This is a genomic window from Streptomyces sp. NPDC091282 (assembly GCF_044757385.1).
Lineage (GTDB): Bacteria > Actinomycetota > Actinomycetes > Streptomycetales > Streptomycetaceae > Streptomyces > Streptomyces gramineus.
This window is the reverse complement of sequence record NZ_JBIVUX010000001.1, coordinates 1,040,347-1,058,679: the sequence shown is the minus strand read 5'-3', so window position 1 is coordinate 1,058,679 and position 18,333 is coordinate 1,040,347. Positions and strand designations below refer to the sequence as shown.

Below are 18,333 nucleotides of genomic sequence, written 5' to 3'. Positions count from 1 at the left end.
TGTGTCTACGGCCTTTCCATCATGCGGCCGACCCGGGTCAGCCTGTCCAATTCTTTGCACGCCATGCCCGAAGGACGGACACCCCACCCCGTGGAACTCCCGTCGGCACCCGCGCTGAGCTGCATAAATTGGCCCCGTCCTGCGTCCGTGCCGCAAGCTGTGCTGCCGGGCGGGCCGGTGTGACGTACGCCTCGCACCCCCCTTCGGCCGCCCCCGGAAAAGATTTCCGGGCGCCGGCCGAACGTTTCCGGGGGCCGCGGCGTCGTAGGGGAAACGCGGTGAGGGGGGTGGGGTGTGTGCTGCGCGGAAAGGGCCGCCGGGCCCAGGGGGAACCGCACGGTGATCCCCTGGACGCGGACCAGGAACGCCGGGTGCGGGCGGTGCTCGCGCTGGGCGGCGTACCGCAGGCGGACCTGCCGGACGGGGTGCAGCAGGTCCGCCTGCGGCTGCTGGAGCGGGCCGCGAACGGGCAGGAGGCGCCGCGGGACGTGTCGGCGTGGGCGGCGGTGGTCGCCTCCCACCTCGCCATGGACTGGCACCGCGCCAAGCGCCGCCAGGAACGTCTCGGCGAACGCCTGGCCGCCCTCCGCGTCCCCGACCACGCCGACGGCGAGGACAGCAGCCTGCTGTCCTTCGCGGTGGCCCGCGGCCTGGACGAGCTGCCCGACGCCCAGCGCCAGGTCCTCGTCCTGCGCTTCTACGCCGACCTGCCGGTGCGCGGGATAGCCGAGGAGCTCGGCATCCCCGAGGGCACGGTCAAGAGCCGGCTGCACACGGCGGTCCGCGCCCTGCGCACCCGCCTGCACGAGGACGAGGTGGTGTGACCATGCCCGCCGGACACGACGGCCGAGACGGCCCGGACGAGGACGTCGACGCCCTGTTCGCGGTCCTCATGGAGGAGCCGCTCACCGACGCGCAGCGCGCCGACCCCGCCTTCCTGGCCGAGCACCGGGCCGCCGCCGCCGACGTGGCACTGCTGCGCGCCCAGCTCGAAACCCTCGGGGACGCCCTGGCCGGGCCGCGTCCGGCGCCCCGGCCCGATCCCCGGCCCGCGCCCCGCCCCGCCCGCAGGCGGCATCCCCGCGTGCGCTCCCTCGGTCTCGTCGGCGCCCTCGCGGCCGCCTTCGCCTGCGCCGTCCTCGGTATCGGCCGGCTCGGTACGCACGGCACCGACGACAAGGCGGCCGGGTCCGCCGCCGACAGCGCGGCCGCCGGCGGGTCCGGCGCGAAGTCCGCCGCCGGACCCGGCTACCTGGCCTGCGCCCGGCTGGTGGCCGAGGGCACGGTCACCGTGGTGCGGCGCCTGCCGGACACCGGAACGGAACGGGTCACCCTGCGCGTGACCCGCGCCTACAAGCCGGCGCGGACGGCCGGGGAGGTCGACGTCGTCGTCGCCTCCGACGCCCGGATCCGCGTCGGGTCCCGGCTGCTGGTCGGCGTCGCCCGGGGCGCGTCCACGGCCGGCCTGTCCGCCGTGGGCGAGGCCGAGATCGCGCCGGAACGCGCCTGGATCGTCCGGGACCTGCCCGGGTCGCGGACGGCGTCCTGCCCGGGCACATGACGAGGCGGGCGCCCCTCAGGGACGCCCGCCTCGTCAACCGGTCCCCTACGGGACGACCTTGTCGATCCTCACGCTGCCGGTGCCCGCGACCGTGCCGCGCGCGTTGACCAGCTGGACCCGGCCGAAGAACTCACGTCCCTCGGGGGCCGCCGCCACCGCCGTGACCTGGCCGCTCACCGTGGCCGAGGCACCGGTGCCCAGCTTGACCGGGGCCGAGCCGTCCACCGTGACGGCGCCGAGCGCGGCGGAGAAGAACACGTCGCGGTAGTTGTAGTCGGTGGCGCCGGACGGCACCGAGTAGCCGACGACCTTGACCGTGTAGGTGCCGGCGGCGGGCGAGGCGATGGAGACCGCCTCCTCCGAGTCGCCGTCGGCGGACTGCGCGACCTGCTTGCCGGACGCGTCGTACACCGTCAGGTCGAGGTCGGCCGCCGTGTCCGAGACCCCTCCGATGGCGACGTCCAGCGACGTGGCACCGGCCGGGACGTCCACCGTGGTGGTCTGCGTCTCGCCCTCCTTGATCGAGGGACGGGTCGTCTTCGAGGAGCCGAGCGGACCGCCGACCAGCTTGCCGTCGAGCGCGGCGAACTTGTTGGTCACCTTCCAGGAGGCGGTGGCCGGGACGCCGGCCTTGGCCTCGGGCAGGGTCACGGTCTGCGGGTCGAAGGCCGCGCCGAGCACGGTGACACCCAGCTTGTACGGGTTGTCGAGCAGCGGCGAGGTGCGGCGCGCCTCGACCTCGATCTCCCAGACACCGGCCTGCGGGTCGGCGTAGGAGCGGACGTCCGGCTTGCAGCCGTTGCCGTCGAGGTAGTTGTTGTAGCAGTACGGGGTGCCGGTGTTGTCGACCGGAGTGCCGTACGGGTGGATGGAGATGAACCGGGTCTGGCTCTTGTCGGCCAGCCCGCTCATCGCGACCTCCAGCGACGTGGCGCCCTCGGGCACGGTCACGAAGTACGACGTGGAGCTGTTGCGCTGCACCGAACCGGCCGCCGCGTAGGTGTGGTCGACGGGCGCCGAGACCACGACGGTCGCCAGGATCTGCTGGTCAACGCCCTCGGTGCGCGGGTCGTCGACCTCCAGGATCGCCGACTTGATGCCGGCACTCTTCGGCTTCGCCTGGACCGTGACCGTCACGGGCTGGTTCAGCGGCAGCTTCACCTCGTCGTCGCCGAGGATCTTGAAGGTGTGCCCGGCGTTGTTCTCGAGGCGCAGCTCGTGCCGGAGCGCCTTGTCCGGGCCGGAGGTCCGGGTGACGGTGACGGCGTAGGTCTTCTTCTGGCCGGCCTTCAGACCGCCCTCGCGGTCGTACAGGCCGGTGCCGAAGCCCGGGGTCTTCAGCGCGTAGTCGATCGCGGTGTCGACGGGCGCCTTGACGGTGTAGGTGTGCGCGGTGGCGTGGTCGCGGATGGACTCCCAGGCGTCGACGATGTCGATGCGGCCCGCGCCCTCCTCGTACGCCTGCACGTCCTTGATGTGGTGGGCGGTCGAGGTCAGCGCCGTGCGCAGGTCGGCGGGGGAGAGGGCGATGTGCTTCTGCTTCGCCGCCGACAGCAGCAGCGCGGAGGCTCCGGCCGCCTGCGGGGAGGCCATCGAGGTGCCCTGGAGCATGGAGTAGCCGGCCGGCAGCGAGTAGCCCGCCTCGGCGACCGGGGAGCCCGGCAGCCAGGTCTGGGTGGTGTTGATCGCGGCGCCGGGGGCGACCAGGGTCGGCGTGAAGCCGCCGTCCTCCCGCGGACCGCGCGAGGAGAAGGGCAGCAGCTGGTACTTGGTGGTCACCTGGGAGCCGTAGTTGGCGGCCCAGGTGTCCCGGGAGATGCCCGCGCCGACCGAGATGACCTTGTCGGCGAGGCCCGGGTCACCGATGGTGTTCGCGCCGGGGCCGGAGTTGCCGGCGGAGATCACCAGCTGCACGCCGTAGGTGTCGATGAGGCGGGTGTACAGCTCGGCGCGCGCGTTGTTGCCGTCGTTGAGCGCCGGCAGACCGCCGATGGACATGTTGACGATGTCGACGCCCCGGTTGGCGACCAGGTCGATCATGCCCTCGGTGAGCGCGACGTTGGTGCAGCCGCCGGTCCAGGTGCAGGCCCGGGAGGAGACGATCTTCGCGCCCGGTGCCGCGCCGTTCATCCTGCCGCCGAACAGGCCGTTGGCGGCGGTGATGCCGGCCACGTGGGTGCCGTGCTCGGACTCGATGACCCCGATGTTGACGAAGTCCGCCGTCTTGCCGACCCAGTCCCCGCCGTAGGGGTCCATGGGGACGTCCTTGCGGATCTGCACGACGAACGGCTGCCGCTCGACGACGTCGGTCGCCGGGTTGTCGGTGCCGAAGTAGCCGACCTGGTAGCCGTCCTTGTACGGCTTCATCGGCTTGTCGTCGGCGAAGTCGTGGTTGTTGTTCAGGTCGACGGTGACCGTGCCGGCCGCCGGGTCGTAGAGCACGCCCCAGCTGTCGGTGGTGTCCCCGTCCCGGTTGGCGTCACCGGCCGCGTCGCCGCCCGCGGTGTACGACTCCTTGAACGTGCTCACCTGGTACGACCCGGCGGGCGCGGTCCAGGTCTGGCCGCCGTAGCTGAAGCTCGGCCCGGACACGGCCGTGACCATGGGCCGCCAGGTCTGGTCGCTGTCGACGATCGGGTCGGTCGAGGTGACCCAGTCGACGATCTTCCGCTCGCCCGTGGTGGTCTTCTGCAGCGCCGGGTGGCCGAGGTCCACGCCGGAGTCGAGGATGCCGATCGTGACGCCCCGGCCGTCCGCCTTCGGGTGGTCCTCGACGAAGTCGACGGCGCCGGTCTCGAAGGAGGGGTTGTACGGGTTGCGCGCCGCGGTGTTCTTCCCCGGTGCCGGGTAGGCCTTCGCGGCCTTGGCCGGCTTGGCGGTGTCCGCCACCGCCGGGTCGTCGAGCGGGATCTCCTGGCGCAGGTCGATCGCGTGGACCGAGGACAGCTTCGCCGCGGCGGCGATCGCCGACTCCGCCCGGACGGTGGGGACGGTGGCACGGACGTAGCCGAGCCTGTCGTACGTACGGCCCACCGAGCCGCCCTTGACGCCGTCCAGTTCCTCGGCGACCCGCGCGGTCTGGCCCGGCGCGGTCGCGATCATCATCGTGACGTTCTTGGTGCCGTCGGCCCTGGCCTCGGCGAGCAGTTCGGCGTCGTCCGAACCGAGCTTGTCGTGGGCCGACTTGACGTCCGTGGTGGCGGGCGGGGCCGGGGTCGCGGCCGCGGCCGCGGCGAGGGGTATCGGTCCGGCGGCGCAGAGCGCGGCCACGACACCGACGGCGAGGGCCAACCGGCCCAGACGTCTGTGGCCCGGTATCGGCTCGTGCTGGGGGCTGAGGGTCATCTGCATCCCTTGTAGGTAAAGGAACGAGCATGGAACGGCCGGATTCCGGTCAAGAACCGGCGCGTAGGCGCACAGCTTTCCCCAAGGGAACGGTCTTTTGGGAACGTTGACCGAATCGATATGAACGTATGGGGAAAACCCCCTATCGGTGTCCTTGCCGTGAAAGGAAATCCGGTGGCCGCGGACGCGCGGGGGCCCTACCGTGCCGGTGTGCGCGAGAAGCTGAGGGTGGCGGCCTACGCCGTGTGCGTCCGCGACGGACAGGTCCTGCTGGCCCGGTCACCGGCCGACGACGGCACCCCCGAGTGGGTGCTGCCCGGCGGCGGCATGGAGCACGGGGAGGACCCCTACGACACGGTCCGCCGCGAACTCATGGAGGAGACCGGCTACCGCGTCGAGGTGACCGGCCTGCTGGGCATCGACTCCCAGCACCAGCGCTTCGCCCGGCGCGACCTGCTGGCCCGGGTCACCGACCACCACCACGTGCGGATCGTCTACAGCGCCGAGATCGCCGGCGGCGAGCTGCGCAACGAGGTGAACGGCTCCACCGACATGGCCGCCTGGCACGACCTGGACGCCGTACCGGACCTGAGGCACATCCGGCTCGTCGACACCGCCCTGCGGCTGTGGCGGGAACGGCCCGCGGCGGGACGGTTCGCCCACGACCAGGGGTAGCGGCCGGCGCACTCGTGAGCACCGGAGCCCCTCCCCTTCCCCGTCAGATGAACGCGGAGTGACCGGCCCCCGGCCGCCCGCGATCCGCTCCATGACCGGTCCCCACCTCACCTGATCCACGTACGGTGATCGGCGCTGCGCGTTGCCGTCGCGTTCACGCGCAGGCCATTCCCGGTGCCAACGATCCAGAGTGAGCGGGACGTTCGCGGAAGCGATCGCCCGCGACCACTGCCGGACGCGTTCGCACTCGGGGAGACCGCGCCATGTCGCGCATACGCTCAGTCGCCACCTCCGCGGCCCAGAAGGGCCGCGAGGCACTGGAGATCAACCGCCGCACCGTGCTCGCCGCCGCCGGAGCCGTCTCGCTCTCCGCGGGCGTCGGCCTCGCCCTGCGCCCCACCGCCGGCCAGGCCGCGCCCGCCGCGCCGGCCGCCGCCGCGGAGCAGCAGCCGGTCGCCGAGGGCCGCGCGGCCGCCGCGGCGCCCCTCGCGCCGTACACCAAGGGCACCACCGTGGCCTCCGTCGCCGCGCCCCGCAACGGCTCCGGCTACCGGCGGCTCGGCGACGGCCCCGGCTGGGCGCGCGTCCTGCGCTCCGACCTGGCCGCCGCCAAGTCCGGCCGGGCCGGCCGCCGCAGCGCCCTGGCCTCGTTCGTGCAGTTCACCGACCTGCACCTGATGGACGTCCAGCACCCGCTGCGCCTCGAATACCTGCGCGCCCACGACCCGCACGCCTGGCGCCCGCACGAGGCCCTCACCGTGCCCGGTGCGATCTCCCTCGTCGAGCGGGTGAACGCGCTGCGCGGCGCCCCGGTCACCGGCTCCCCGCTGCACTTCGTGATGACGACCGGCGACAACACCGACAACAACGCCCACTCCGAACTGGAGTGGTTCATGAAGGTGATGAGCGGCGGCCGGATCACCCCCAACAGCGGCGACCCCACGCACTACGAGGGCGTGCAGAACAGCGGCCTGAAGCAGTACTGGCAGGCGAGCTCGACCGTCCGCGACGGCGACAAGGCGCTCGGCTTCCCGCACCTGGCCGGCTTCCTGGCCGCCGCGATCCGCGAGGTCAACAGCCCCGGCCTCAACCTGCCCTGGTACTCCACCGTCGGCAACCACGACGCCCTGCCGCTCGGCTGCTACGGCTCCCACGCCGACCCCTACCTGGCCGCCGCCGCGGTCGCAGGCAAGAAGCTGATGACGGTGACCGACGCCGAGGCCAAGAAGCTCCAGGACGCCATCCGCACCGCCGCGGACCCGAAGGGCAGCGGCTACCGCGACTTCCTCAAGGCCCACGCCCGGTCGGCGCGCTCGGTCACACCGGACCCCAAGCGCGCCCCGTACACGGCCGCGGACTACCTCAAGGCCCACCTGGACCCGGCCTACCAGGGCCTCGGCCCGGTCGGGCACGGCTACTCCTCCGCGAACCTGGCCGCCGGCACCCAGTACTACGCCTTCCGCATCTCCGACGACGTGATCGGCATCAGCCTGGACACGACGGACGCCGGCGGCCACTACGACGGATCGATCGGCACGGCCCAACTGGCCTGGCTGGAGAAGACCCTGCGGGAGAACAAGGACTCCTACGCGGTCGTCTTCAGCCACCACACCAGCAAGACGATGACCAACACCCGCCCCGACCCGGCCCGTCCGGGCGACCGCCGCCACTCGGGCGCCGAACTGGTCAGCCTCCTCAACCGGCACGCGAACGTCCTCGCCTGGGTGAACGGCCACATCCACCGCAACCTCATCACCCCGCACAAGGCCTCCAACGGCAACGCCTTCTGGGAGATCACCACCGCCTCGCACGTCGACCACCCGCAGCTGGCCCGGGTCGTGGAGCTGACGGACAACAAGGACGGCACGGTCTCGCTCTTCACCACGCTGATCGAGGCGGCGGCCCCGCACCGCACCGACTTCTCCGACCTCTCCCAGACCGGCCTCGCGGCCCTCTACCGCGAACTGGCCTTCAACGCCCCCGGAGCCAGCAAGGTCCTCGCCGGCGACGCCGTCGACCGGAACACGGAGCTGGTCCTCAAGAAGGGCTGAAACTCACCCAACCGGCCCACAGTCGGGCAACCTCCCCGATCACGCCGGTGTCCCTCTCCCCAGCCGGGTACCACGACCACGGCGACCCGACCGGGGGAGAGACATGTTCGTACGTACGGCACTGGTGGCGGCCACCGCGGTGGCCCTGTCGGCGGCACTCCTGGCACCGGCGGCGGCGGCACCCGCCGCCGGCCACCGGGCCACCCGCGAGGCGGTGCGGACCGCGGTCGCGGCGGGCGTGCCCGGGGTGACGGCCACGGCCCGCGACCCGCACGGCACCTGGTCCACCACGGCCGGGGTGGGCGACACCCGGACCGGCGCGCCGCGCTCCGCCTCCGACCACTACCGGGTCGGCAGCATCACGAAGACCTTCGTCGCCACCGTCCTGCTCCAACTGGAGGCGGAGGGCCGCCTGTCCCTGGACGACACGGTGGACAGGTGGCTGCCCGGAGTGGTCCGGGGCCACGGCAACGACGGCCGCCGCGTCACCGTCCGTCAGCTGCTCGACCACACCAGCGGCATCTACAACTACACCTCGGACGACGGCTTCGTCCGCACGTACTTCCTGAAGGACGGCTTCCTGCGGCACCGCTACGACACCCTGACACCCGCCGAGCTGGTCGCCCTCGCGATGCGGCACGCGCCGGACTTCGCACCGGGCACGGACTGGTCCTACTCGAACACGAACTACGTCCTGGCCGGCATGGTGATCAAGGCGGTCACCGGCCACTCGTACGCCGAGGAGATCACCCGCCGGGTGATCGAGCCGCTGCGGCTGACCGGCACCGTCGTCCCCGGTACCCGCACCACCCTGCCGAGCCCGAGCAGCCGCGCCTACTCGAAGCTGGCGGAGACCGCCACCGGCCCCGCCTACGACGTCACCGCCCTCAACCCGTCCCTGGCCTCCTCGGCCGGCGAGATCATCTCCACCTCCGCCGACCTGACCCGCTTCTACCAGGCCCTGCTGCGCGGCCGGCTGCTGCCCGCGCACCAGCTCAAGGAGATGAAGACGACGGTCCCCGTCCCCGGCGACCCCGGCAGCGCCTACGGACTCGGCCTGATCGACCGCACCCTCTCCTGCGGCGTCCACGTCTGGGGCCACGACGGCGGCATCCACGGCTCCTCCTCCACCGCGGCCACCACCGCCGACGGCCGCCACGCCCTGGCCGTGAACTTCAACGGCGACTGGACGGGCGACCCGGGCACGGTTTTGGACGCGGAGTTCTGCGGCGACTGAGCGGCCCGGACGCGCACTCCCCGCGCGAGCGCCCGGCGGAATCCGCGGCGGCGGGAAAAATCTTTGGCGGCGATGTCGAGAACGCTCGGCCGGCTCCGTCCCAGGGGCGAGGGCGGCCACAATGGGCCGTACGAGCACCGAGGAGAACGACCATGGCGAAGTACCTGCTGCTCAAGCACTACCGGGGCGCTCCGGCCGCCGTCAACGACGTGCCCATGGACCGGTGGACGCAGGAGGAGATCTCGGCCCACATCCGCTACATGAACGACTTCGCGGCCCGCCTGGAGAAGTCCGGCGAGTTCGTCGACGGCCAGGCCCTCGCCCCGGACGGGATGTGGGTCCGGTACGACGGCGAGGGGCGCCCGCCGGTCACCGACGGGCCGTTCGCGGAGACCAAGGACGTCATCGCCGGCTGGATGGTGATCGACGTCGACAGCCAGGAGCGCGCCGTGGAGCTGGCCGGTGAGCTGTCGGCCGCTCCCGGCGCCGGCGGCCGGCCGATCCACGAGTGGCTGGAGGTGCGCCCGTTCCTGACCGCGCATCCCACCATCGAGGAGTCCTGCCACTGATGGACGAGGTCCTGCTCAGGAGCCTCTCCCCGAGCGTGCTCACCGTCCTCGTCCGCCGCGGAGCCGGTTTCGCGGCGGCCGAGGACGCCGTGCAGGAGGCGCTGGTGGAGGCGGTCCGGGTGTGGCCCGCCGACCCGCCGCGGGACCCGAAGGGCTGGCTGGTCACGGTGGCATGGCGGCGGTTCCTCGACGCGACCCGCGCGGACGCCGCCCGCCGCCGGCGCGAGGACCGGGCGGACGACGAGCCGCCGCCCGGCCCGGTCCCCGGCGCCGACGACACCCTCCAGCTCTACTTCCTGTGCGCGCACCCCTCGCTGACCCCCTCCGCCGCCGTCGCGCTCACCCTGCGCGCCGTCGGCGGCCTCACCACCCGCCAGATCGCCCGGGCCTACCTCGTCCCGGAGGCGACCATGGCCCAGCGGATCAGCCGCGCCAAGCGCACGGTCTCCGGCGTCCGCCTGGACCGGCCCGGCGACGTCGCGACCGTGCTGCGCGTCCTCTACCTGGTCTTCAACGAGGGCTACTCCGGGGACGTCGACCTCGCCGCGGAGGCCGTCCGGCTCACCCGGCAGCTCGCCGCCCGGGTCGACCACCCCGAGGCGGCCGGGCTGCTCGCGCTGATGCTGCTCCACCACGCCCGCCGGGCCGCCCGCACCGGGCCCGACGGCAGCCTGGTGCCGCTCGCCGAGCAGGACCGCGGCCGGTGGGACACCGGCCTGATCGCCGAGGGCGTCGGGATCCTCCAGGGCGCCCTCGCCCGCGACCGCCTCGGCGAGTACCAGGCCCAGGCCGCCGTCGCCGCCCTGCACGCGGACGCGCCCACCGCCGCGGAGACCGACTGGGTGCAGATCGTCGAGTGGTACGACGAACTCGCCCGGCTGACCGGCAGCCCCGTCGTCCGGCTCAACCGCGCGGTCGCCGTCGGCGAGGCCGACGGACCCCGCGCCGGCCTCGCCGCCCTCGCCGGGCTGGACACGTCCCTGCCCCGGTACGCCGCGGTCGCCGCCCACCTGCACGAGAGGGACGGCGACCGGGCGACCGCGGCCCGGCTGTACGCCGAGGCGGCCCGCAGGGCCACGAACCTCGCCGAGCGCGACCACCTGACCCGCCGGGCCGCCCGGCTCAACGCCCGCGGCTGACGTTCCGCGTACGTCCGGGTGGCCCGCTTGCCGATTCTTTGCCGTCGGCCGGCCCGCCCCGGCGCGTCCCACCGGCCCGGCGGAGAACCACGAAGCCGCAGGTCACAGGCGTGACAACGAAGGCATTGCGAGGCCGCTGAGCGTGCGTGTCCCGGCACGCACCGTGTAAATGAATCGGACTCCGGCACGAGACATGTCGTTCATCCGAATGAAACGTCCGTACCGCCTCATATCGGCTAACCCGAGGTTCCCGGGGATGGCTCGATCTGGTGCAAGGCAGGTGTTCGTGTGGGCGCTCGGCTCGGACTTCGTGTGCTCTCGGTCTACGAGGGCTTTTTCTCCGGGGGAGCCCGGATCGTGCACAGTGATGTGCTGCTGGGCCTGGTAGAGGGCGGACAGCAGTGGCACCGTGTGCTGAGTCTGCACGGTGAGGTCCACCGGGAAGCCACCACGCAGCGCATGGAGGACGACGCCTGTTACCGCACGCTGACGGCGGGCGGCGTCGAGGTGACCTCGCTGGGCCGCACCGCCGGACTGGTGGACGGCGCCGTCGCGGCGTCGGTTTTCAGCGGACCCGAACTGGCCGATACCGCACGGGCGATGGCCGGCGCGGACGTGATCCTCTCGCTGAAGGAGCAGCCGCTCGCGCTCCTCAACCAGGCCGGTCTGCCCCGCCGCCCCGTCGTGGTCTGCCTGCACCGGTCCGACCCGGAGAACCAGGGCCCGGCGCTGGACGAGCTGCGGACGGCCATCGCGGACGGGAAGGTCGTGGCGTGCGTGTGCTGCGCCGAGTCGACGCGGGACGCGTACGAGGCGGCCGGCATCCCCGGTGAGCTGCTGCACGTCATCCCGAACGGGGTCGACCTGCTCCGCTTCCGGCCGGATGCGGCGCTGCGCCTCGCCTTCCGCGAGTCGGCCGGGATCCCGGCCGGCGCTCCCGTCGTCGTCTTCGCCGCCCGGTACGCCGGCATGAAGAACGTGCCGCTCTTCCTGCGGGCGGCACGGGCCTGGCTGGCCCGCGAGGGCGGTGGCCACGTGGTCATGTGCGGTGCCGGGATGACCGAGGACAACCCCGCCCTGTGGGCCGACATGGAGATCGCCTTCGGCGCCGACCGGGCCGCCCTCGGCGACCGGGTGCACCTGCTGGGCGTACGGCACGACATGGAGGCCGTGTACGCCGGGTCCGACGTCGTGGCCCTGACCTCCGTCTCGGGCGAGGCGGCTCCGCTGTGCCTGATCGAGGGCATGATGTGCGGTGCCGTACCGGTGACCACCGACGTCGGCGACAGCGCGTCCATCGTCGAGGGCCACGGACTCGTGACGCCCTTCGACCCCGACGCGATCGCCTTCGCGTGGTCGGCCGCGGTGGCCGAGCGCGAGGCGTTCGCTCCCGCGCTGCTCGCGAGCCGCGAGCGGTTCAGCCGCACCCGGATGATCGCCGCGTACGCGGACCTGCTCGACCGCGTGGCCGGCGACGTCCGCGACGAACTGCGCCCGGGGGTCGGCGGGCAGTAGCGGCGGACGCCGAGGGGCCGTCGGTCCCCCTCCGAACCGACGGCCCCTTCGCTCCCCTCCGGACTCCCCCCTCGGTTACCGGGGCAGCACCACGACATGGGCGGCCGGGTCCCGGTCGGCGGAGGCCATCAGCGCGGTGCGGACCACCGCAGCCTGCTGCTCCATCGTGTCGCGGAGCTTCCTCGGGGTGAGGTGGACGACGGTGATGCCCAGCCGCTCCAGGTGCTCCCGCTTGCTGGCGTATTCGGACCACAGCGCGTCCTCGTCCTGTCGCGGTGCACGGGTGTCCAGCTCCACGGCGACGGCCTGCTCCGGCCAGTAGGCGTCCACGCCGCCCAGGTGCGGGCCGCCGGCCAGGCGCAGGTCGACGTTCCACACCGGGTCGGGCAGGCCGTGCTCGCGGACCATCCGGTAGAGGCGGTCCTCGGCGATGGCCCGGCCCTCGGCGACCAGTGAGTCGACGGCGTCGACCACGTGCGGGCGGGACAGCAGCTTGGCCTCGTTCAGCGCCCGCACCACCGCGGCCGGTTCGCAGTGGTGGCCGCGGACCGCCTCGGTCAGCAGCCGGCGGACCGCCTCCGCGTCGGTCAGGTCCGCCACCGCGTCCGCGAGGGCCCGGGGGACCGGCGCGACCGGCAGGCCGGTCACCGCCTCGGGCGTCGGCAGGGCCGGGGTGCGCAGCACCCGGACGTAGGAGGTGGAGCGGATCCGGCGCAGCCGCGGGACCAGGACGTCCACGTGCTCCAGGGAGAGCAGCGGCGGGGTGGCGGAGAAGCCGTGCAGGGTCAGCGCGGCCAGGCCGGTGATCATGGCCTCCGGGTAGACCGTGCGGTGCGGGGAGCCGGCACCGGGCTGGGACGGGACGCCGGGGGCGGGCTCGCGGGCGGCGAACAGCAGCGCCCCGTGCAGGCGTTCCTCGCTGGTGGGCGGTCCCGGGTGGAGCAGGACGACGCCGGGCAGCAGCTGCTGCCAGGGTCCGTCCGCCCGGCACTGCTCGGTGATCTCGGCGGCCGGAACGCCGTGGGAGCGGAGCTGAGTCGTCGTCAGCACCCGGCGGTGGACGTCGGAGAGGTGGCGGAGGGGGCGGGGGGACAGCGGGGTGTTGTGGGTCATGGACCGGAGATTCCCGCGTCCGGTCTGCCCGGTAACCGCTGTTACGTTCCTGTTGAAGAATGCGGACAGAATGGTGCTAAAGGTCAGGTGTTCGAGTGCCGAGTAGGAGCCGAAAACCCCTGGTCCGATCGAGTGCGGACCAGGGGTTACGGCCATGATGGAATGAATTCCGTAACGGTCACCCGGCGGGCAACCCAAGGCCAAAGGTCAGCCGGTGACGGCCCGCGCGTCGCACTCCTGTCCGCGCAGCGTCCGGGCCAGGTCGTCCCGGGCCTCCAGGACCAGCCGGCGCAGCGCCGCGGGCGCGTCGGCGTGGGCCGCGAGCCAGGCGTCCGTCGCCTCCAGCGTCTCGGGACGGTCCTGGAACGCCGGGTACAGGCCCCGCACCACGTCCATGCCGATCTGGATCGAGCGGTCCTCCCAGATCCGCGCGATGACCTCGAAGTACTTCCGCGCGTAGGGCGCCAGCAGGTCCCGCTGCGAGGACTGGGCGAAGCCCGCGATGGTCGCCTCCACCAGCGCGTTGGACAGCGCCTGCGACTCCACGACCTGCGCCCAGGCCTGCGCCTTCACGGCCGCCGAGGGCCGCGCCGCCAGGCAGCGCACCTGGTGGCGCTTGCCGGACGCGGTGTCGTCGCGGGTCAGTTCGGCCGCCAGCGCCGCCTCGTCGGCCACGCCGTGCGCGGCGAGGGGTTCCAGGAACGCCCAGCGCAGCTCCTGGTCCACGTCCAGGCCGTCGATCACGGCCGTGCCCGACAGCAGGTCGCCGAGCAGCCGCAGGTCCGCCTCGTCCGCCGCCGTCGACGCGAAGAACCGCGCCCAGGCCAGCTGGTGCTCGCTGCCCGGCTCGGCCTCCCGCAGCTCCCGCAGGGCGCCCTCCGCGAGCCGCCGCCCGGCCGCCTCCCGGCTCTCCGGCGCCACGTAGTGCACCAGCGCCGACTCCGCCCAGGCGTGCAGCATCTGCAGCACCCCGATGTCCGACTCACGGCTCGCGAACCGCAGCACCAGGCCGACGAAGTCCCGGGCCGGCAGCAGCGCGTCCCGGGTCAGGTTCCACAGCGCCGACCAGCACAGGGCACGGGCCAGCGGGTCGGTCAGGTCGCCCAGGTGGTCCCGGAGCGCGGCCAGCGAGGCGTCGTCGAAGCGGATCTTGCAGTAGGTGAGGTCGTCGTCGTTGACCAGGACCAGCTCCGGGGCCTCGGCGCCCGCCAGGTCGGCGATCACCGTGCGCGGACCGTCGACGTCCGCCTCCGCGCGCGCGTAGCGCTCCAGCGCGCCCTCGGCCGTACGGCGGTAGAGACCGACCGCGACCCGGTGCGGGCGCAGCTCGGGATGCGACTCGGCGGCCTCCTGGACCACCGCCAGCTCCTCGATCCGGCCGTCCGCGGCGAGCAGCACCTGCGGCGTCAGCGAGTTCACCCCGGCCGTCTGCAGCCACTTGCGCGACCAGGCGCCCATGTCCCGGCCGCTGGTCTCCTCCAGCACCGACAGCAGGTCGCCGAGGCGGGTGTTGCCGTACGCGTTGCGCTTGAAGTAGCGGCGGGCGCCCTCCAGGAACGCGTCCTGGCCGACGTACGCCACCAGCTGCTTGAGCACGGAGGCGCCCTTGGCGTAGGTGATGCCGTCGAAGTTGAGCTTGGCGTCCTGCAGGTCGCGGATGTCGGCCGTGATCGGGTGCGTGGACGGCAGCTGGTCGGCGCGGTAGGCCCAGGCCTTGCGGCGGTTGGCGAAGGTGGTCCACGCGTTGGTGAACCGCGTCGCGCCGACGTTCGCGAACGTGCCCATGAAGTCCGCGAAGGACTCCTTCAGCCACAGGTCGTCCCACCACACCATGGTGACCAGGTCGCCGAACCACATGTGCGCCATCTCGTGCAGGATGACGTTGGCCCGCGCCTCGTAGGACGCCTGCGTCACCTTGCCCCGGAAGATGTACTCCTCCCGGAAGGTCACGAGACCCGGGTTCTCCATCGCGCCGAGGTTGTACTCGGGCACGAACGCCTGGTCGTACTTCCCGAACGGGTACGGGTAGTCGAAGTGGTCGTGGAAGAAGTCCAGGCCCTGCCGGGTGACCAGGAAGACGTCGTCCGCGTCGAAGTACGGCGCCAGGCCCTTGCGGCACATCGCGCCGAGCGGGATCTCCAGCGTCGTCCCGTCCGGGAGCGTGCGCGTGTAGTGGTCCGTCACGTAGTGGTAGGGACCGGCCACCACGCAGGTGATGTACGTCGAGATGGGCTTCGTCTCCGCGAACCGCCACACCCCGTCGGCGAGTTCACCGGCGCCGTTGCTCCACACCGTCCACTCCTCGGGCGCCCGCACCTCGAAGCGGAACGGCGCCTTGAGGTCCGGCTGCTCGAAGTTGGCGAAGACCCGCCGGGAGTCGGCCGGCTCGTACTGCGTGTAGAGGTAGACCTCGCCGTCCTCGGGGTCGACGAAGCGGTGCAGGCCCTCACCGGTCCGGGAGTAGGCGCACTGCGCGTCCACCACCAGCTCGTTCTCCGCGGCCAGGTCCTCCAGGGCGATCCGGGCGCCGTCGAAGACCTCGCCCGGGTCGAGGTCCTTGCCGTTCAGGGTCACGGCCGTCACGCCCGGCGCGACCAGGTCGGCGAAGCTCGACGCGCCCGGCTCGTTGCAGCGGAACCGGATCGTGGTCACCGAACGGAAGGTGCGCGGTTCGGCCTGGCCCTCGCCGACGGCCGACCGCACGTCCAGCGATACGTCGTAGCTGTCCACCGACAGCAGTGCGGCCCGCTCGCGGGCCTCGTCACGGGACAGATTCTCACCGGGCACGGGCGGCACTCCCTCATCGTTGTCGGTCGCCGGAACAGCACCGATCCTCCCATGCGCACCTGACCGGGGGGACCCGGGAATGGGGTCGGGGGTGCCGGTGTTGCCGCTGGAAAAGGCCTTATTCCGAGGAGAACCATGTCCGAGACCGAGACGCGTTCCGGCAAGACCCCCGTCGACTTCTGGTTCGACCCGCTGTGCCCCTGGGCGTGGATGACCTCGCGCTGGGTCCTGGAAGTGGAGAAGGTCCGGGACATCGAGGTCCGCTGGCACATCATGAGCCTCGCCGTGCTCAACGAGCCGAAGCTGGACGAACTGCCCGAGGAGTACCGCGAGCTGCTGGAGACCAAGGCGTGGAAGCCGATCCGCGTGGTCACCGCGGCCTGGCAGAAGCACGGCTCCGACATCCTCGGCCCGCTCTACACCGCGCTCGGCACCCGCATCCACAACGACGGCGAGGGCCCGACCGTGGAGGCGATCGCCGGAGCGCTCGCGGACGTCGGCCTGCCGGCCGACCTGATCGACTACGCCGACCAGGAGGACTTCGAGTTCGACGCGGAGCTGCGCGCCTCCCACAAGGAGGGCATCGACAAGGTCGGCCAGGACGTCGGCACCCCGGTCATCGCGGTTCCCGGCGCGGACGGTGAGCAGATCGCCTTCTTCGGCCCGGTCGTGACCCCCGCCCCCAAGGGCGAGGAGGCGGCCCGCCTGTGGGACGGCACCCTCGCGGTCGCCTCCGTCCCCGGCTTCTACGAGATCAAGCGCACCCGCACCAAGGGGCCCGACTTCAGCAACCTGTAGTCACCGGCGCCGCCACGGCACGGCCTCCGCGCGTCACGGCCGCGCGGAGGTCCGGGCCGTGCGCCGCCGCTGCCGGGCCAGGCCGGCCGCCGCGAGCACGGCGGTCATCGCGCCCGTGGAGTACAGCTGCACGCGGGTGTCCGCCTCGCGGGCCATCAGCACGAAGACCGCCGCCATGCCGGCCAGCGCCAGCCAGGTCAGGTACGGGAACCCCCACATCCGCACCACCGGGCGCCCGGCCTTCTCCCGTTCGAGACGGCGGCGCAGCAGCAGCTGGGAGACGGCGATGAAGATCCAGACGACCAGGATCACCGCGCCGATCATGTTGAGGAGCCAGGGGAAGACGTCGTCGGGACGCCAGCGGCTGAGCAGGACGCAGCCGAAGCCGACGGCGCACGAGGTGAGCACCGCCGGGCGCGGCACACCGCCGGAGACCCTGGCCAGCGCCCGCGGACCGTGCCCGCGCTCCACCAGCGAGTGGGCGATGCGCGAGGAACCGTAGATGTTGGCGTTCATCGCGGAGAGCAGAGCGGCCAGGACGACCACGTTCATCACCTGGCCGGCACCGGGGATGCCCAGCCGGTCGAGGGTGGCGACGTAGGGGCCCTTCTCGACGAGTTCCGGGGAGTCCCAGGGGACCAGGGTGACGACGACGGCCATCGAGCCGACGTAGAACACCGCGATGCGCCACATCGCGGTGCGGACCGCGCTCGCCACGCCCCGTACCGGGTCCTCCGACTCGGCCGCCGCGATGGTGACCGTCTCCAGGCCGCCGTAGGCGAAGACCGAGGCGAGCAGGCCGACGATCAGGCCCTGGCCGCCGTTCGGGAGGAAGTCGGTGAGGTGGGCGGTGCCCGGCGGATCGGTGCCGGGCAGCACACCGGCGATCGCCAGGGCGCCGAGGACCAGGAACAGGCCGATCGCGCCGACCTTCAGCGCGGCGAACCAGAACTCGAACTCGCCGAAGTTGCGGACCGACGCCAGGTTCGTGACGCAGAACACGACCATGAAGAGGGCCACCCACGCCCACTCCGGTGTCCCCGGCAGCCAGCCGGTCACGATCTTCGCCGCGCCGATGCCCTCCAGCCCCACGGCCGTACACAGCAGGACCCAGAACGCCCAGCCCACGGTGAACCCCGCCCACGGGCCGATCGCCCGCTCCGCGTGCGCCGAGAAGGAACCCGACGACGGGTGGGCGGCCGACATCTCGCCGAGCATCCGCATCACCAGCATCACCAGCAGCCCGGAGAGGGCGTAGGCGACGACCACGGACGGGCCGGCGGCGGCGATCCCCGAGCCGGAGCCCACGAACAGCCCCGCGCCGATCACACCCCCCAGGGCGATCATCGAGAGGTGGCGCTGCTTGAGGCCGTGGGAGAGCCCGGCACCGCCGTCCTGCGTCGGCGGTGTCCGGACCGTGGTGGTGCTGTGCGGCATGGGCGCGGCTCGTCCAAGCGTGAGATGGGCAAAAACGCCCACAGTCTGGGCGGCCGTCCCGCTCACGGGCACGGCCGCCCACCATCCGGACGCCTCGCTGACGCAG

13 protein-coding genes are annotated in these 18,333 nt (G+C 72.7%); 9 read left to right on the top strand and 4 right to left on the bottom strand.

The window, feature by feature from the left end; genetic code table 11:
* The first annotated feature begins 296 nt into the window (after positions 1–296).
* Together ACIQOE_RS04775 and ACIQOE_RS04770 are read left to right on the top strand one after the other, a co-directional pair.
* Positions 297–824: an RNA polymerase sigma factor gene (locus ACIQOE_RS04775; protein WP_401409651.1), complete on the top strand. Its 528-nt coding sequence runs from the start codon at positions 297–299 to the stop codon at positions 822–824.
* Between the two features lie 2 nt (positions 825–826).
* Positions 827–1,561, top strand: coding sequence for a hypothetical protein (locus ACIQOE_RS04770; protein ID WP_401409649.1), 735 nt, complete (start codon positions 827–829; stop codon positions 1,559–1,561).
* Between the two features lie 45 nt (positions 1,562–1,606).
* Here ACIQOE_RS04770 and ACIQOE_RS04765 read toward each other — a convergent pair whose 3' ends face one another.
* Positions 1,607–4,906 (bottom strand): S8 family serine peptidase, encoded by a 3,300-nt coding sequence (locus tag ACIQOE_RS04765; protein ID WP_401409647.1) that lies wholly within the window; start codon positions 4,904–4,906, stop codon positions 1,607–1,609.
* A 210-nt stretch (positions 4,907–5,116) separates the two neighbouring features.
* Between ACIQOE_RS04765 and ACIQOE_RS04760 the strand changes: the two genes are divergently transcribed.
* The 6 genes from ACIQOE_RS04760 (at position 5,117) to ACIQOE_RS04735 (ending at position 12,092) form a co-directional block, all read left to right on the top strand.
* Positions 5,117–5,581: an NUDIX hydrolase gene (locus tag ACIQOE_RS04760; RefSeq protein ID WP_351319331.1), complete on the top strand. Its 465-nt coding sequence runs from the start codon at positions 5,117–5,119 to the stop codon at positions 5,579–5,581.
* Between the two features lie 263 nt (positions 5,582–5,844).
* A complete protein-coding gene (locus ACIQOE_RS04755) occupies positions 5,845–7,632 on the top strand; it encodes a TIGR03767 family metallophosphoesterase (RefSeq protein ID WP_365559823.1) in 1,788 nt (595 codons plus the stop codon).
* Between the two features lie 103 nt (positions 7,633–7,735).
* Positions 7,736–8,869, top strand: a complete 1,134-nt coding sequence (locus tag ACIQOE_RS04750) for a serine hydrolase domain-containing protein (RefSeq protein ID WP_401409645.1) — start codon at positions 7,736–7,738, stop codon at positions 8,867–8,869.
* 152 nt (positions 8,870–9,021) lie between these two features.
* On the top strand, positions 9,022–9,438 hold the full coding sequence (locus ACIQOE_RS04745) for a YciI family protein (protein WP_351319337.1): 417 nt from the start codon (positions 9,022–9,024) through the stop codon (positions 9,436–9,438).
* Positions 9,438–10,577, top strand: a complete 1,140-nt coding sequence (locus tag ACIQOE_RS04740; protein ID WP_401409643.1) for an RNA polymerase sigma factor — start codon at positions 9,438–9,440, stop codon at positions 10,575–10,577. Before ACIQOE_RS04745 ends, ACIQOE_RS04740 begins: the two co-directional genes overlap by 1 nt.
* Positions 10,578–10,889: 312 nt before the next feature.
* Positions 10,890–12,092, top strand: a complete 1,203-nt coding sequence (locus ACIQOE_RS04735; protein WP_351319878.1) for a glycosyltransferase — start codon at positions 10,890–10,892, stop codon at positions 12,090–12,092.
* A 75-nt stretch (positions 12,093–12,167) separates the two neighbouring features.
* On the opposite strand, the gene ACIQOE_RS04730 is transcribed toward ACIQOE_RS04735, so the two are convergent.
* The gene (locus tag ACIQOE_RS04730; protein ID WP_351319340.1) at positions 12,168–13,205 is read right to left on the bottom strand and encodes a hypothetical protein; all 1,038 of its coding nucleotides are present in this window, start codon (positions 13,203–13,205) and stop codon (positions 12,168–12,170) included.
* A gap of 207 nt (positions 13,206–13,412) precedes the next feature.
* Positions 13,413–15,992: an aminopeptidase N gene (gene pepN, locus ACIQOE_RS04725; RefSeq protein ID WP_401409641.1), complete on the bottom strand. Its 2,580-nt coding sequence runs from the start codon at positions 15,990–15,992 to the stop codon at positions 13,413–13,415.
* Between the two features lie 135 nt (positions 15,993–16,127).
* Between pepN and ACIQOE_RS04720 the strand changes: the two genes are divergently transcribed.
* Entirely contained in the window at positions 16,128–16,790 is a 663-nt protein-coding gene (locus ACIQOE_RS04720) for a DsbA family protein (RefSeq protein WP_351319344.1), read from the top strand.
* A 33-nt stretch (positions 16,791–16,823) separates the two neighbouring features.
* Here ACIQOE_RS04720 and ACIQOE_RS04715 read toward each other — a convergent pair whose 3' ends face one another.
* Complete coding sequence (locus ACIQOE_RS04715; protein ID WP_401409639.1) at positions 16,824–18,227, bottom strand: amino acid permease; 1,404 nt, start codon at positions 18,225–18,227, stop codon at positions 16,824–16,826.
* Positions 18,228–18,333 lie beyond the last annotated feature (106 nt).